Source organism: Rhizobium halophilum (assembly GCF_021648825.1).
GTDB classification, from domain to species: Bacteria; Pseudomonadota; Alphaproteobacteria; order Rhizobiales; family Rhizobiaceae; genus Neorhizobium; species Neorhizobium halophilum.
In genome coordinates this window covers 211586-226510 of the sequence record NZ_JAKJHS010000002.1, presented here as the reverse complement: position 1 = coordinate 226510, position 14925 = coordinate 211586, and the positions used below count along the sequence as shown (strand labels likewise).

At 63.3% G+C, this 14925-nt stretch carries 20 protein-coding genes; 2 read left to right on the top strand and 18 right to left on the bottom strand.

Features of this window, described 5'->3' with window-relative positions:
- Positions 1-2 precede the first annotated feature (2 nt).
- From LXM96_RS05645 to LXM96_RS05595, 11 genes are all read right to left on the bottom strand, one after another.
- Entirely contained in the window at positions 3-656 is a 654-nt protein-coding gene (locus LXM96_RS05645; RefSeq protein WP_239997413.1) for a hypothetical protein, read from the bottom strand.
- Positions 657-738: 82 nt separating this feature from the next.
- A complete protein-coding gene (locus LXM96_RS05640; RefSeq protein WP_239997412.1) occupies positions 739-1017 on the bottom strand; it encodes a hypothetical protein in 279 nt (92 codons plus the stop codon).
- A gap of 69 nt (positions 1018-1086) precedes the next feature.
- Positions 1087-2022 carry a phage capsid protein gene (locus LXM96_RS05635; RefSeq protein ID WP_239997411.1) on the bottom strand — a complete coding sequence of 312 codons (936 nt, stop codon included), beginning with the start codon at positions 2020-2022 and terminating at the stop codon, positions 1087-1089.
- A gap of 155 nt (positions 2023-2177) precedes the next feature.
- Complete coding sequence (locus tag LXM96_RS05630) at positions 2178-3152, bottom strand: hypothetical protein (RefSeq protein WP_239997410.1); 975 nt, start codon at positions 3150-3152, stop codon at positions 2178-2180.
- A 19-nt stretch (positions 3153-3171) separates the two neighbouring features.
- Complete coding sequence (locus tag LXM96_RS05625; RefSeq protein ID WP_239997409.1) at positions 3172-3540, bottom strand: hypothetical protein; 369 nt, start codon at positions 3538-3540, stop codon at positions 3172-3174.
- Positions 3541-5160, bottom strand: coding sequence for a portal protein (locus LXM96_RS05620; protein ID WP_239997408.1), 1620 nt, complete (start codon positions 5158-5160; stop codon positions 3541-3543).
- Positions 5160-5372, bottom strand: coding sequence for a hypothetical protein (locus LXM96_RS05615; protein WP_239997407.1), 213 nt, complete (start codon positions 5370-5372; stop codon positions 5160-5162). Before LXM96_RS05615 ends, LXM96_RS05620 begins: the two co-directional genes overlap by 1 nt.
- 378 nt (positions 5373-5750) lie before the next feature.
- The gene (locus tag LXM96_RS05610; protein ID WP_239997406.1) at positions 5751-7220 is read right to left on the bottom strand and encodes a hypothetical protein; all 1470 of its coding nucleotides are present in this window, start codon (positions 7218-7220) and stop codon (positions 5751-5753) included.
- Between the two features lie 496 nt (positions 7221-7716).
- Positions 7717-8421: a hypothetical protein gene (locus LXM96_RS05605; RefSeq protein WP_239997405.1), complete on the bottom strand. Its 705-nt coding sequence runs from the start codon at positions 8419-8421 to the stop codon at positions 7717-7719.
- A 538-nt stretch (positions 8422-8959) separates the two neighbouring features.
- Entirely contained in the window at positions 8960-9133 is a 174-nt protein-coding gene (locus LXM96_RS05600; RefSeq protein WP_239997404.1) for a hypothetical protein, read from the bottom strand.
- A gap of 5 nt (positions 9134-9138) precedes the next feature.
- The gene (locus tag LXM96_RS05595) at positions 9139-9414 is read right to left on the bottom strand and encodes a hypothetical protein (protein ID WP_239997403.1); all 276 of its coding nucleotides are present in this window, start codon (positions 9412-9414) and stop codon (positions 9139-9141) included.
- Between the two features lie 149 nt (positions 9415-9563).
- Here LXM96_RS05595 and LXM96_RS05590 point away from each other — a divergent pair, with 149 nt between their 5' ends.
- Positions 9564-10346, top strand: a complete 783-nt coding sequence (locus tag LXM96_RS05590) for a hypothetical protein (protein WP_239997402.1) — start codon at positions 9564-9566, stop codon at positions 10344-10346.
- Here LXM96_RS05590 and LXM96_RS05585 read toward each other — a convergent pair.
- From LXM96_RS05585 to LXM96_RS05555, 7 genes are all read right to left on the bottom strand, one after another.
- Positions 10273-10563, bottom strand: a complete 291-nt coding sequence (locus tag LXM96_RS05585) for a hypothetical protein (RefSeq protein WP_239997401.1) — start codon at positions 10561-10563, stop codon at positions 10273-10275. The genes LXM96_RS05590 and LXM96_RS05585 overlap by 74 nt on opposite strands.
- A gap of 129 nt (positions 10564-10692) precedes the next feature.
- Complete coding sequence (locus tag LXM96_RS05580; RefSeq protein WP_239997400.1) at positions 10693-12627, bottom strand: hypothetical protein; 1935 nt, start codon at positions 12625-12627, stop codon at positions 10693-10695.
- A 54-nt stretch (positions 12628-12681) separates the two neighbouring features.
- Positions 12682-12951, bottom strand: a complete 270-nt coding sequence (locus tag LXM96_RS05575; RefSeq protein ID WP_239997399.1) for a DUF2158 domain-containing protein — start codon at positions 12949-12951, stop codon at positions 12682-12684.
- Positions 12951-13274: a hypothetical protein gene (locus LXM96_RS05570; protein ID WP_239997398.1), complete on the bottom strand. Its 324-nt coding sequence runs from the start codon at positions 13272-13274 to the stop codon at positions 12951-12953. The genes LXM96_RS05575 and LXM96_RS05570 overlap by 1 nt, the downstream gene beginning before the upstream one ends.
- Positions 13275-13363: 89 nt before the next feature.
- Positions 13364-13756, bottom strand: coding sequence for a hypothetical protein (locus LXM96_RS05565; protein WP_239997397.1), 393 nt, complete (start codon positions 13754-13756; stop codon positions 13364-13366).
- Between the two features lie 3 nt (positions 13757-13759).
- A complete protein-coding gene (locus LXM96_RS05560; RefSeq protein ID WP_239997396.1) occupies positions 13760-13939 on the bottom strand; it encodes a hypothetical protein in 180 nt (59 codons plus the stop codon).
- A 46-nt stretch (positions 13940-13985) separates the two neighbouring features.
- Positions 13986-14261: a DUF2312 domain-containing protein gene (locus LXM96_RS05555; protein ID WP_239997782.1), complete on the bottom strand. Its 276-nt coding sequence runs from the start codon at positions 14259-14261 to the stop codon at positions 13986-13988.
- 138 nt (positions 14262-14399) lie between these two features.
- Here LXM96_RS05555 and LXM96_RS05550 point away from each other — a divergent pair, with 138 nt between their 5' ends.
- Positions 14400-14840, top strand: coding sequence for a hypothetical protein (locus LXM96_RS05550; protein ID WP_239997395.1), 441 nt, complete (start codon positions 14400-14402; stop codon positions 14838-14840).
- Positions 14841-14925: the final 85 nt, after the last annotated feature.

Below are 14925 nucleotides of genomic sequence, written 5' to 3'. Positions count from 1 at the left end.
GTCTAAAGGCTCCCGTACCAGGGCGACGACAGCGGACCGGCGCCGGAGATCCGTGCGTCGGTCAGCGGATCCTCGTTGGCGATGCCGAGCCCTTTTGGCTGCGAAGCGCTGTCCTGTGCCATCAGCCGGCCGAACAGCCCTCCGGTCCCTTCCCGAGACGCGGTCCCGAAGGCCTGCACCAGCATCTCGTCCTGCATCGACGTGTCCTGCCAGACCGGTACGGCCAGATAGGCGCCAAGGGCGATCCGGAACGCGCTGCGGAACTGCGGCGGCCAGATGTCGGGATCGACCGCGACCTTGACCAGCGACCAGGTCTGCGCTTCGTCGCAGAAGAGCTTGCCCTCCTCGATCGAGAAATCGCGCAGCGGCCGCCGCGATCGCGGCTCGCTCATATTGAGAATGGGATTGCCGATCCGGTTCCCCGGAAGATCAAAGCCGTAGCGGTAGCCGTTTTCCGGCTGCTCGGCATTCCGCGTGTTCTTGTAGGTCTTGAGAGAAAAGCTCCAGTCGTGCATGCCGAAGACCTGGTCGACGACCGCCGGCCAGGTGGCGGCGATGGTTTCGGCAAGATCGCTGTCGTCGTCGGTGGAAAACATCGGGCCGGCGCCGATCGCAGTCAAAGCCTGGTTGATGATCGTCGCCTTGTCGATCGACATGCTGCCCGTCCCGCTGACAAAGAAAAACCGTGGCCTGCAGATTACGGGCCACGGTAGAGCGTTGACTGCGAAGCAGCTGCGATCAGCTGGCGGCCGCGTCGCCGTCATAGGCAACAGTTACGTTGCCGGTGCTGGGGACCGCGGTGAACCGGAACGAGATACGGTCGATTGTGCCGTCGACGTCGATGATGGCGTCGACGCAGTCGCCAACCTTCACGGTGTCGCGGGCATCGTTGAAGTAGCCGGCCGCGACCACTTCAGCTGCGGTGTCGTTGGTGGCATAATTGTACCAGGAAACCTGACGATTATTCGGCAGGGTTACGGTGTTGTAGCGCTTGAGCGCCCGGATTTCCAAAGCCATGACGGCCTCCAGTGTTTCGGTGAAGACGAGGATCAGGCGGAGGCCGCCGGATCCGGCTTCGGTTGACGGTCAGGCGATACGATCGACCGTCTTGATCGCCAGCTTGCGAACGCGCTTGACGCCTTCCGGCAGGATGCCGACCGCCGCACCGGACAGCTGCACCTTGCAAATGTTTGGCGTGCCCTCATGGTCTGGCAGGGGGTCGATCGTCATGTTCTCCTGGTCCCACTCGATTTCGCAGCCAACCGCGCTCTGCGTCCAGGCAAACGTATCGAGGTATCCGGAGCCGGTAAAACCAGGCGTACCAGCAACATAGGCGCCGGTGCCGTAGACGAAGTGCTCGTCGGGAATGCCAAGGATATGAACGTTGCGGAACGTCTTCTTGCTGATCCGGCCGTTGGTGGCGAACGGCAGCTCCTTGTTGCCCTGGTAGTCCGCGCTCGCGAATTCCTTGTACATCAGGAGCTGCGAGAACCAGACGTGCGGGATGGCCCAGTAAGCCTCCTCATCCGCGCCGGCACCCGCCATAGCGTCCGAGACGTGGATCGCATCGATGATGTCCACACGCTCCGTGCCGTCGCCGAACGTTTCAACCGTGTTCGGCGTGTCGGTCAGCGGGGAAGTAGCCCCGGCAAAGGCGTTGAGAGCGTCGAGCTTCATCTTGTCGCGCTTACGACGGACTGCCTTTGCCATCTCATCGGCAAGTGCCGCCTGCAGGCTCGGGCCCATCTTCCTGACATCCTGCTGGCGGAAGGTTGTCGCCGCCTCGAAGTCGTCGGTCAGCAGCGTGACCATGTCGAGGTTGATGTCGGAGAGCTTGACCTTCTGGATTGCTCCGGAAAGCTTGTACATTTCGATCCGGCCGCCAACGACCGGAAACTTGACGGTGCCAGCACCGCCCTCGCCGCGCATCATCGTGCCGTCAAGGTGACCCCCCCGCGAGCTGTAGCGCGTGCGGACCTGGTCACGGATCTTTTCGGTAAACCAATTGGGAATTCCAGGCATATGAGCCCCCTGTTGAGTGATGGACGAAATCACCGTGAGGGCCGATTAGCCGGAACTGCAGCAGGTCCTGTGAAGGATAGCCACTGCGTCGTCCAGGTCGCTCCCGTCCGGTAGCACGTCGAAGATGCCACCGGGCGGAAGCCGTTCAGTGCGGATCAATTATCAGGGATCAGGCGAGCATAGTCAGCCTGCAGCGCATCGTAACTCTTCTGGTCGAACTTCGGATTGCCCCAGGTGTTTTCCGGGAGCGCCGCACGCCGCGCCAGCTCCTTGCGCGGATCGTTGCCGCCAGCCGCCGGACCCTCCATGCGCGGCCCGCCTGTCCCGGACCCGCCGCCGGTCGAGCTGCGCAGCCATTCAAAGAACCGATGCCCCTTGGCGCTGTCGCCCAGCATGGCCTTGGCGAACTCGGCATCATCCTTCGAAAGACCGCCGCCTTCCGCACCGCGCGCGACCATGGCGTCAAGGAAGGCGTAATTGTCGTTCATGCGCTTTTCAACGGCCTGCTGCTGCTCGGCCGGCGTCAGGTGCTTCGCAGCCTCCGGCACCAGCGCCTCGCGCTCTGCCTTCTCGTCGACAACCGGCTCGAGGAGACCCATCTCGGAGGAAACCGACATGAACTCCTGCACCAACGCCTGATACTGCGGGACGGAGATTTTCATCTCCAGCGCCTTGTCTGACACGCGGCTAAACAGCGGGTCCTTGGTTAGTGTCTCTAGGTGGGGCTTGACGGTCTCGGAGATCTCTCCCTTGAACTCCGCATAAGCGTCCGGGTTGTCCGGCACACCGTTGTTCGTGTCACGCTCGCGATAGCCTTTCAAAGCGGCAGCGAGCTTGTCCATGGTCTCGTTCTGATCCTTGCCGAGCAGGTGCTCCGGCAGGCCTTCCGGTTTGTAGAAATCTCCGGCGGGCGGGTTGCCTGCGCCCGCCGGAGGAGCCCCAGCCGATGGAGGCGACTGGGGTCCTGCGCCAGCGGGAGGATTGCCGGCTGCAGGAGGCTCCGCACCGGCGGGAGGAGCTGCCGGCGCGGGAGGGGCGGCGCCGCCGGCAGGAGGCGCAGCGCCACCAGGCGCGCCGCCACCGCCACCGTCCGCGGCGTTGAAGACGATACGGAAGAGTAGATTTTTCATGACCAGCTCCATTCTGGGTTCAGGTTTTCTGCCGCGCTTCCCTGACCTGTTTCTCGCCGTGCGCGATCGCGGCAAGCACCGCCTCGGCGAAACCGTTGATGCCCTGACGCACCGCTGCAGCCAGAGCCGTCTGCTCTATTGTTTCACCCGTGACCCGCATCGGCTGGCGGATGGAAACATCCATCATCCATTCAAACATCGCCCGCCCTTCCGGCGTGTTTGCGAGGCCCCACATGAATTTGGCAACCTCGTCGCCCGGCTGTAGCGGCCGGTCCTGCAGAACAGGCTTGAACATTTCCTCGAGCGCGTCCCAGCCACCGCCAGCCGCCCCCTTTTCGAGCAAGTCGAAGGGCTGCGCCGCACGCGCCGGAATGAAAGGACCTGACATTTAGGCGGCCCTCCGCATGTCGGCGACAGAAAGATCCTTGATCGCGCCCGGCGCCTGCTTCGCCATCTCCGCCATCATCGCCGCCTGCATCTGCTGCTGACGTGCGGCCTCGATGTCCGCCACGATCTTCTTGCGATCCTCGCCCGCCGGGATGAGGTCCTTCTCGATCTGGAACCCGTCGCCGATCTTGTCGAGCACCTTGTCGCGGTCGAGATAGGCCGGCGCCATTTCCGGCCCGGCAAAGGCCTGGACGAAGTCCCAATAATTGGCGATCGCCGCGATCCTGTCGGCATTGAGCGCCGCCTGCATCGGCGATCGCACTTTCACCGAAACGAGCAGATCGTCGATCTGGCGCATCTGTGGCAACATGCCGAATTCGAACAGGATCTCGGCCGCGCGCGGCACGACGATCGGCATGATCTCGTTTACAAGTCGGCCGAAGGCGCCGATGTGAATGTTCGCCCGCTGCTGCAGCCGCGCTGCCATCTCGCCAGCGGACCGCGGCGTGCCCTCGTAATCCGGCAGCCGCGTGTCGAACATGGCGTTCTTGATCTGGCCCTGCAGGTCGCCGATCAGCATCTGCGCAACATTCATGTTGCCGGTGGCCGGATCCAGCCGCTGCACGTCGGGCCCGAGCATTCCGCCGGTAGATTGCATCGACCAGAACTCGCCCGGCGCCAGGCGCACCGTGTTCGGGTTGAACGTGCCGCCGGCGCGATAGCCCCAGATGCCGAGCATCGAGATCGCGGCGCTCTTGAGCGCCAGCTCCTGGGCCTTGTTGACCGTCTTGATCGTCGGCAGTGCCGTCAGCACCACGCCGCGTCCATAAGCTTCGCCCGGTACACGGTAGTAGCGCGGCACGGCGATCGGCTGCGTCCGGTACCGTTCATGGGAAATAAGGGAAACGTCGTTCTGCAGCCTAACCCCGAAATGCCAACCACCGCCCTCGACCGCGTCCTTCCACCAGGTCTGGTGCACGACGACGGGCTCCGATGGTCTCGCCCTGGCCTTTTCCTTGAAGTCGTCGGTGTAGCGGCCATTCGGCCAGGCTTCGACCACCTGCCCTGCCTGCAGCTCCTGTTTCCAGTCAACGAGGTTGACACGGCCATAGCCGTCGACGTCGATCGCCAGCTGGTCGAATGGCAGGCAGCAGAACATGATCGGATTGTTCGGCGTGCCTTTGACCGGCAACAGCGCTCCTGTCCCGACCGCCAGATCCACGCACATTTCGTGGATGGCCGTGTCCCAGTCGCCGGCCAGGAAGAAGGGATGTATCAGGCTCGACGTGCGCGACAGCTCGCGATCGAAGGCCTTTCGCTGCTCCGCATCGAGCACCATGGCCGCAATCGGCCCGGTTTCCATCTCGAATGTCGATTGACCGGCGGGAAAGAGGTCGCGTTGCAGGTTGCCGGCGAAGTACATCGCAGACATTGGCGCGGTCATGTCGAAGAGCTTGTCGGGCTGACGTGGCCGGCCGTTGATGCCGCCGGACGGTCGACGCATCGGAACCGCGTAATCATACGCTTCCTGGTAGATCGTCGACCATCCGGAACGGGCGCCCCAGGTGTCGTCGACCCGTCGTTTCAGCCTGGTGACGTCGACGTTGAAATTGCCCTCCATCAGGCGAGCACCGCGCTTGCCGTGTCCGGCCCATCCTCAAACAGCCGCCGTCCCCGCGGCGCTCGCCGCGTCGCGCCGATCGCCTGCGTGTTGCGGTTCGCTTCCGCGAGCTGGCGATCGTTCGCCACCTGCTGCAGCTGGCGGCTCTTCTCCGCTTCCTTCTTCGCGCCGTTGTCCCCGCCGCCGAAAAGCCCCGAAACGATCTTTCCCATCTGCTTCCCCTTTGAAGGTCCAGAGGCCGCCACCGTCAGGCCGGAAGCCGCAGAGGAGCGCCATGCGCTCGCCAGATCGGTTGCCGGGTGTGACGCGGGAGACCACCACGACGCCATTCTGGGCGAGAGCTGTCAGCGTTGACTGCGCAAAGCGGGTGAGCGGCAGCATGTGCGGCCGCGCGGCCGGCAGGATCGAAAGGCAGAATTCCCGCGACCCGTCGGCCTGCGGCACTAGGTAGGAGACAGCCAGCAGCCGGTCGCCGTCGAAAAACGAGATCGTTTCCCCGTTCGACCGCATCCAGATGGCCGCCTTACGCGCAAGCGCGACCGCGCCCGCGCACGTGAGGCAGTCCGACCAGTCCGCCGGCGTTTTGTACGTCAGACGTTCCATACGTCGAAGTTCGCCCTTCCGCCCTGCTGCTGGATCCGCCGGGCCTCGCGCTGATCCTGCAGGCTGGTGACGTTGCCGGGCATCGTCGACCGGGCGCCGGCGCTGATCACCTCGGCCAGGCCGCGATATCCCAGCACGCGGTACTGCTCGGCATCATGAGGGTGAGAATATTCGTTCTTCACCACGGCGAGCTTGTCGGTGCCGCTGGCGCTTGCCTGCTTCGTCAGCTTGTAGTGCGCCGCAAATCCGCCGATGATCTTCTTGCAGTTCGGGCTGATTAGGTATCGTGGCGTATGGCCGTCGATCATGCCGGTGAGCCCCCAGCGGACCGCATCATGCCGGATTGCCGGTTCGTTAGATCCCGGCGGGTTAATCGGCATTCGCAGGATCTTCTGGACCGTGAACATGAAATTCAGCTCGCCCGTCTCGCTGTCCCCGCCCATGAACGCCGCGGGATCGAGCCAGATCCCGAGGATCGGCAATCCCGGAAACTGCTGCATCAGCAACTCGACCAGCATCGTGCCAAACCGGGTTGGCCCGGTACCGGGCTCCGTCACCAGTTCCGCCAGCAGGCGGTCCTGTCCGTTCGGCTGCGGCTGCCCGATCGTCGCGGCCGGCGAGCCGCCGGCGTCCATGCCGATCGTCAGCGGCAGGCCGGGCGACGGTTTCAGGATCTCGTCGGCGACGTGGATCCGCTGGTTGAATTCGGGATAGACCGGCTTGCCGTCCTGCGAATAACCCGGCAGCCCGTGCACCATGCGCCGCACCAGGTGCTCCGGCTGCGTCTTGGCCTCCAGCTCATAGGACGAGCGCGGCTTGCCGACACGGTTTTCAGCCCTTGGATCCAGCCCGCCCGGCTGCATGAAGAACTTGTAGGCGGGATTTTTCTTGTCGGCGTGCTCGCCGTAGCCGCATTGCACCAGGAGCGGATGATCGACGTCGGGCGGGTTCATGTCGCCCCAGAACACGCGCGGCAGGACAATCTCGCCTTCTGCCACCGAAAGGCCCATCAGCTCCATCGCCTTTCGACCATCCTTGGAAACGCGATCCAGCTCCGCCGGCGCGATTTCCTTGACCGGCGGATATCGGCCGGTTCGCTGGAACAGCAGGCCTGGCACGCGCTCGTCGAGCAAATCCACCTCGTTGCCCGACGCGGCCGAAAGCTCGTAGCCCTTGATGTAGGCTTCGACATTGTGGTCGCCGATCGCGCCCGTCTCGAGCTGGTAATCCACCTTGATCTTGTCGGGCCCCCGCATAGCTTCCCACTGCAGGCGGTGCTTGATCGGCCGGTCCTGGCCGCCCTCGTAGCTCATCGTCCAGGGATGATCCGCCGGGAACAGCTCGTGCCAGCTGGCGAGGAAGGTTCGGGCGAAGTCGCGATAGGTGTCGCGCACCACTGCGATCTTGAACCTCACCCACCCGTCGCGGCAGACCGGCATGTAGGAGGCCGCCAGCATCGGCCCCTTGACGCAGCTCGCGACCGTCTTCCCCGAACCCGCTGGGCCCATGATGATGTCGATCGGCCCCCGCGACTGAATGAACGCAGCCCCAACCGGACCTGGCGGAATATATCTCTGCAGGCTAATTCCCATGACCCTGAAACCCTTCGCGAACCCGGAGCCCGCGCGCCCGCGCCCACTCCGCCAAGGAGCGAGATTAGTTCGCGCGGCCAGATGTTCAGTCGGGCAAGGCCGAATAGGCCGTGTGTGTGAGCCACGACCCCCAGTAGGGGGTGGGCGCGCGCGATTTTCAAACCGCCTGCCGGCCTTGCTCGCGCCCGCCCGCGTGAGGCACCCGCCCATAGGGTGACACGCCAGCCGTTTTCGCCCGCGCGCGAGGCTCCAGCCAGAATGCCGCGCTAATCTTTGATCAGCGGAGAGGCTAGGGATTTCAGCGGGTTACGCGCCGTGCGACTTGTCGCGCCGATGTCGCACGGCTAACGCCTTGGTTTCCTTATGTCGGCTTGTCGTGCTTCGTCAGGTCCATCACGGCGCCATCGTCCGGCCGCTGCGTCTGCATCTCCCCGATCATCATGACGCCAAGCACGCGCCGATCGACCTTCAGTTCCTGCGGCCGCTTGCTCTCGAAATAGGGCATCAGCTCGACGTTGGCCTTCAGCATCAGCTCCTGAGCCTTGGTCACCAGTCCGATCACTTGGTCGCGCTTCAAGGTACCACTTTGGACTGCTGCGGCTAGATGCGCCTCCGGACTATGCCCCTCGACGGTCGGCAGCGCCGCCATCTCCAGCGCCAGCTTGACCGGATCCGCGTTCGCCAGGGCGGCGAGGTTCAGGCCCGGATGCCGGAAGCCCATCTTCATGATCATGTCGCGAAACTCTTGGTTCGCCTTGTTCTGGCTGCCCTTAGGCCTCCCGCGCCCGTTGCGCGCGGCAGAGACAGTTTCCGCCACATGGCGCACCGGTCCGGCGAAGAGCGAGAACTGCTCGTCCATCTCGTCGAGCATGAGCGATTGCTGCTCGGCCTCGTCGGCATCGCCCATGAGCTGCTGCGCCAGGTCGGTCATGGCGTCCTGGACGATTGCCCTGGTCGATCCGACCTTCGCCGCGCGCTCCGGATCCGGCTCGATCGACGCGGCGCCGGAATTTTCCGGCGGCGTGTGTGCCTCTGGAAGCCCCTGATTTCGCTCGTCTTCAGCCATGGCCGCTATTTCCCTGTTTGTTTATTCCGGTTACCGCCCGACCGCTCCGCCAACCGCCGCCAACCGTTGCGCCAACCGCACATCTCCAATGAAATCAGGATTTTAATCCTCTCGGTTACCGGGTTACCAATATTTCCCTTACGCATGACACATGCGCGCGCGCGTGAATAACTCTCTTATCTCGGTAACCCGGTAACCGCCGCAACATCCCTTTGAATTCCTTGATTGATCCCGGTTACCGCTCCGGCAACCGACTGGTAACCGATGGTAACCACCCGCACCCGCCGGGCGGACTGATCCGCCTCGCCGCCATCCTGCGCACGGATCGCCCCGCGTTAAGTGCCCGCGCCAAATTTCCGCTGGCATCGCGTGGCCGGGCGGCCTCTTGGCTTTCTTGTGGTGTCGCGTGGCTCCGCTCGGCTGGCTCGACGCGGCGCGGGCTCCACTTTTCTTCCCTCCGGGGCGGGGGAAGAGGGTTAACTGCGACAGCCATCAGCGCGGGGGAAATGGCGTGATCAGGACAGGGCGAGGGAGTGGGTCAGCGCATGACCACCGCGTACAGAATGAGGAAATAGACTGTTGCCGAAAACATTGTCAGGGCCGTGCGGAGACGCGGCCGGCTGTCAAACCAGATGTAGCCGGCACAGATGGTCAAAGCGAACCAGGTGGTGGTGAGGACGGCGACGCTGCTGATGAGGGTGAGTTCTGCCACCTGCCCTACTGCCGCTCCAGATCTTCGATCTTGCTCTCGGCGTCGTCGAGACGAGACTTCAGGGTCTCGACCTCGCCTTCTAGCTCGCTGATCTTCTCCGCCTGATCGTTGATCATTTCGGCGTGCCCGTTGATGATCTCGACGCTCTCATTGTGCAGGCAGACGAGGTAGTCCAGCTCGTTCTGGACCTTGTCGGCGAATTCAAAGGCAAAGCTGTTGCGAATGCAGGCCTCGGCCGGCACGGCAGCAAGCAAGAACGCTATGACGATCGGCAGGCGCATGGTTTCCCCTCTTCCGGCAGTCCCCAACGCTATCAACCAAGCACGGGAAAGTGAAGAATAGGGATGGAATGGCTTAAGCTTGATCGCCGCGCTTGTTGCGGTCATACCTTACGCGGAAGCGTATCCTTAGGGCTCGGATGAGTAGCATCATGTCCATAAACAAATTGATCGGCCCGGTCTTCACTAGCGCGGCTCAGATCACTGCCGCAGCGATCGTACTCGGCTTCTTTTGTGGCTCAACGAGCCTTATTGGGCGGTGGCTAGTACTGCCCGGTCTGATCGGCCCATTCGAACTGGCCGACGTGATATCACATGCCCTAATCGTCGCGCCGGTCGCTTTCGTTGCCGTCGTCATGACCATCATTCAGCTACGTAACATCGACAACGTGGGGCGCTTCAGCGATGCAAAGCTTACACTTTTCGCTGCGGCTGCGACGGCAGTGATTGCCATTCTGGCCGAAACCGGGGGGATCATTCCCGGATCGCAGGAGAACAAACGTCCTGTTTTTCAATTCATAGCTGCTAGTTACATGCTGCTCGCAATCGTAATCGCCATCGTCCTGTTTCAGGCTCACCGGCTGTCCTTTGCCGGCATCTACCTTTTGATCGGTGGAACCTACTTTTTAGGCATCCTTGGAATGTCGGCCTTAGCAACTTTTCTCGACGCGACGACACCCGACGAAGCTTACCCACTAAAGGGATTACTCTGTGTCGAGGATCATTGCGCACCTGGGCGAATTGTCGTCGGCTTTAGTCGCTTCTCCGTCATTCGCTGGGATGGAAGTTCAGAGCTGGTGACGATCCCCTCGGCTAGGATTAAGTCGTTCTCGACGAGCTCGGTCACGTCCCATACCATACCTAGTGCAGCATCCGCCGGCGCTTCTCCCGACGCGCCTCAGCCTCCGCCCACTCCTCTGCCGCCTGCTCCTTGAACTGCAGCTGCTCGACGAGGCCGGGGCAGACCGCCCTCACCTTCTCCACCTGGCGCTCATAGCTCATGCCGCGATCAACGGCGCAGCGATCGGTGCCGAGCTGCCCGTCGTCGCAGCCGGGGAAGTGCCACTTGCCGGCCGCATCCTGCAGCCCATGCGCCGCCACGTAGAGCGGGCAGAACTGGATGTCCTTGTGCGGGCACTTGGGGGCCATCATGTTCTCCAGCGCCAGGGGCCGTACTTCCACGATCGGCCGCGGATCCGCATCCGCCGCTGCAGCTGCTCCAGCCGCCTCTGTGATATGCCGTGAAAAGTGCCGCCAGCGCCTGCGCCGCCGCTCCGCCCATCACTCACCCACCCATTTGTCATAGCCGGCCAGGTCCACCAGCGTCACCGTCTTGGCCGTGCGATTGATCTTCACCGTCTTCTGCGTCTTGGTCAGGTTGCGCCGCACGATCGTGTCAGGCCCCAGCCGCAGCGCCTGTGTCCAGCCGCCATGCGCAAACTCGCTGTCGCCGAACAGCCGGTTCAGGCTGTCGTCGTTGTGCGGCACCGCCAGCGCATAGCCGGTGCAGGGGTTGCTGGTATCGTTCGCCGGCAGGTCGCGGATCCCGAGGCCAAGCAGCGCCAGGCGGGCGCGGGCGTCCTCGACCAGCATGTCGGTGCGGTCCTTGTTTTCCAGCGCCTCGATCACGCCGCCCACCGTCAGCCGCTCGCCGCTGCGGTAGGCCTCCAGCTTGGCGCCCATGATCCGTTCGATCACGTCCTGCCACTTCGGCACCTGGTCGGCACGCTCGGCAGCGGTGGCCGCCTGCAGGCTCTCGATCAACATGGCGCGATCGAGCCGGCCGTTGATGTCGGCATGCATGCCGGCATCGATCATCCCGGCTTCGCCGACCAGAAGCTCGGCGCAGGCCAGCAGCGTGCCATAGGTGTCGATCGCGCGGCTGTCGAACTTCAGCGCCTTGTCGGACAGGATCTCGCGCCACTTCGGCAGGATCACGTTTTCAAAATCCTGGAACCCGTCCATCACCTGGCGCAGCAGTTGCCGCCCCCAAAAATCCTGCACCACGGGCGTCTGGCCGTGGTCGGTGAACGGGTTGAGCTGCAGGATCGCCATGCGCGTCTTGTCCTGCTGCTCCAGGCGCGGCGGCAGGATTGCGGAAAAGAAGAAGGCCGAGTTCAGCTGAAACTCGCTCGCGGATCCGTCGGAGCCGCCGCGATACCCCTTGTCGCCGGAATAGGCCTGGCGCGCGATCTCGATGATCGCGGTTTCCTTCGTCGAATTGGCCTTGCGCTCGAATTCGTCGACGGCGATCGGCCGGCTGTCGTGGCCGATCGTCTGGTAGATGCCGGCGGCCGTGGTATTGGAGGTGGCAAACATCACCGAGCCGAACAGCGCACGCACATAGCGCTGCAGCGCGGATTTGCCGGTGCCGGGTCCGCCGGTGACGAAGGTGATCGGCCGGTGCGACAGCGCGCCGCCGAGATAGGCCGCGCCCACCCAGCCGAGCTTGAGGATCGGGTCGAGGTAAGGCCGTTCCCAGTTCCAGGTCTGGAAATCCTGCAGGATCTGGTGCGCCGGGCTGTCGTAGCCGCCGATCGGCTTTTGCCAAGGGCGCAGCGTGTCGTTGTCCTGGGCGTAGAAATAGCCGTCGTTCTCGCCCGTCTTCATCCGCAGCAGGCGCCAGTCGGTCGCCTTGCCGGTTTCGCGGTCTACCTTGGTCACCTCGACGGTGTAAAGGTTCTTTCCCGAATGCCAGACGAACTGGTCGCCGGCCTTCCAGCCGCCGCGGCCGCGCACGTTCTCCGAAGGGTCGAAGGTCCCGCGCCGGCCGGCCTCGGCAATGATCGCCTCGACGGCCTTGTCGCGCGCCACGCGGTCGACCTTCGGCGGAATGACCGTTCCGGTTTCCTTGTCTTCCTTGGCCTTGGTGAAGGCCGGCCAGGCCCATTTGAGATAGTTGACGTAGGGCGAAAACAGCTTGACCAGCGTTGGATGGTCCCAGCGCGAAACCTCGTAAAGGAAGCCGGTGGCGGAGATCACATAGACCGTCTCGCCTTTGAGCCCGAGCACCGTGATCGGGCAATCCGGCGGCATGGCGTCATGGGGAAAGCCCGGCCATTGCCCGGCCTTGATGCCGTTGCGCGCATTGTTGGCGTCCGGATCCGTCAGGTCGCGGCGTTCCTCGACCTCCTCGAGGCTGTCCAGGACAACGGCGCGAATGGCGGTGGATCCGCCCGGTTTGTTTGTTTTTCTAGGAGCCATGTCCGCCCGCATTCAATGGAGATTTCACCCGCCGCACCGTCCCCGGGCGCGGCGGGCATGGGTAAACTAGAAAGGGATATCTCCGCCGAGATCCCGTTTGCCGGTATCTGGCTTCAGAACGGCGGTCGGCAGCGTCTCCCGCTTCAGTTCGCACCAGCTGCTGTCTTTACAGAACACCAGTTCAACCAGACCGCCCTTCTCGCTGCAGGTGTCGATCATGCGCATGACGGTCATAGGAAAGCCGCCAGATTTGAGGGTGACGATGTCGCCCGGCGCGAATGGAGCGGGCGCCGGGTTGGTCGAGGCGGGTGCCCTGGTCTTTCCGCGTGTCGCCATCAGCCTTTCCCCCATGTCGCCATGGGAGCGTCGACCAGCTCCATCGTCGTCTCGTCGATCGGCACCGGCCGGCGCTTCTCCGCCGGCGCGTTCTCCCTGGCGACCCGCTCCCGCTCGCGCGCGACGAAGCGGTCGAGGCCGAGCAGGACGGTGGAGAAGGCGTTGAAGGCGATCCGCTCCGGTTCCGAGATCTCGGCCGCCTTGCGGTGCTTCTTGATGACAAGCTGCTGCGCCAGCACCTCCGGCGTCGCCCGATCGCCGATCTGCCGGACAAAGGCCGCCATGTCGTCATAGACGGCATCGGTGGTCTGCTCGTCGAGCATGTCGGTCCCGCACAGGAAGGCGCCGAGGTAGCCGGCATGGGTCAGGGCTGCCTCATAGGCACCGACCGCGCCGCAGATCGCGACGCGCTCTAGTGTCCATTCCTCTTCTGCACCCTCTCCGGGATCTTCGTCGCTTGGCGGATTTCCGTCAGGATCTTTTGGTTGAACCTCAGCAGCTCCGGAGGCTCCGCCGGCAGAGGCTCCAGCATCGCCGGCAGCAGGCCCTTTGCCATCCTCTGCGCCGGCGTCAGGATCTGCGCCACCGCCGTCAGGTTTTTCGCCGGCACCGCCATCTGCAGGTCCTGCTGCGGCATCTGCGCCGCCAGCGTCGCCAGCGTCTCCAGCGCCAACCGCGTTTTCGGGTTTTCCGGCATCGCCGGCGTCACCGTCAGTGCCGGCAGCGCCTGCTTCGGCGCCAGCTTTACCGGCACCGGCTTCAGGTCCTTCCCCCTGGGAAACACGACCTTGTACAGCTTTGCCATCGGTCACGCTCCCCAGCCGAGCGCCCGCATCCGCGCCCAGATCGCCAGCTTGCGGCTCGCCGCCGGCGGAAGATGCCGCAGGATCTCCGCCTGGTACCGGTTCAGCAGTTTCCGGTACCGGTTGTTTCTGTTGTTCCGCCGCCTTGCCAGCCGCCGGCTTTTTTGCTGCTCGATTTTGCGCACTGCTCTTTTTCCTTGCCATCTGCTCATCCTTTCCTGATTGAGCGCCCTACACGTCTTCCCCGAGCGCGTGCATGTACGTTTCGAAGATCAGATCTTCCTCTTTGCGCTGCTGGGGATCCTTGCGCCGGGCCGCGACGACGCGCTTGAGCGCCTTCTTGTCGTAGCCCAAGCTTTTGGCCTCGCCGTAGACGTCGGCCTTGTCGTCCTTGATCGCGTTCTCCTCCTCCTCGAGGCGCTCGATGCGCTCGACGAAGGCCCTGAGCGGCGCCGCGTTGACCGCCGACCCTTCCACGCGCGCCGGGCCTTCCTTGGAGACGGACATGGGATCGAATTCAGTCATCGGCCTCAACCTCCCTCGGTTGAGGTGATAGGGTCTGATGGTCGGTCATGAGTTCTCTCCCAAACGAAGTGACCGGCCGAAAACTTCTGCTAGAGTCGGTTTAGCGATGCTGGAGGGGCCATGACGAAACTTAATCACGAACGCGACGTATTCCGTCTGCAGAACAGTAGCGGTGGCGAGCCGCATTGGTCGGGATTTGAGGCTCCGACAAAGCCCGCTCGAAAGCGAAAAAACACGTCGCCAAGCCCAAAAATGATGGCAGAGCGGCTTGGCTATATGCGGCATTGTCTCTTGGCACTCGAAACCGGAGAGGGGTTTCCGCCCGTGCCTAACAAACTCAAGCCAGCAATCATGGTGAGCAAAAGGTTCGATAAGCGCCACCTTGTGCTTGCTTGGATCGGCCGTCAGGACGACTGGCGGGAAGTCCAAAGTGAGGTTAGGTTGCGGCTTGCTAAAAACAGACTGAAAAAGCTTGCGAAGGCGCAGAGACGCGCGAACGCTTTGGAGGATGAAGGTGGTCCTAAAGCCCGGCTTCAGGAAGTTGGCGTGAAGCCCACGTAGAACGTGTCGCCGGACGCGAACTGGCCGAAGGGTACCGGTTTCGTTAGCGCCGAACGTCGAGGCTGCCACCGCGGACGGAACTATG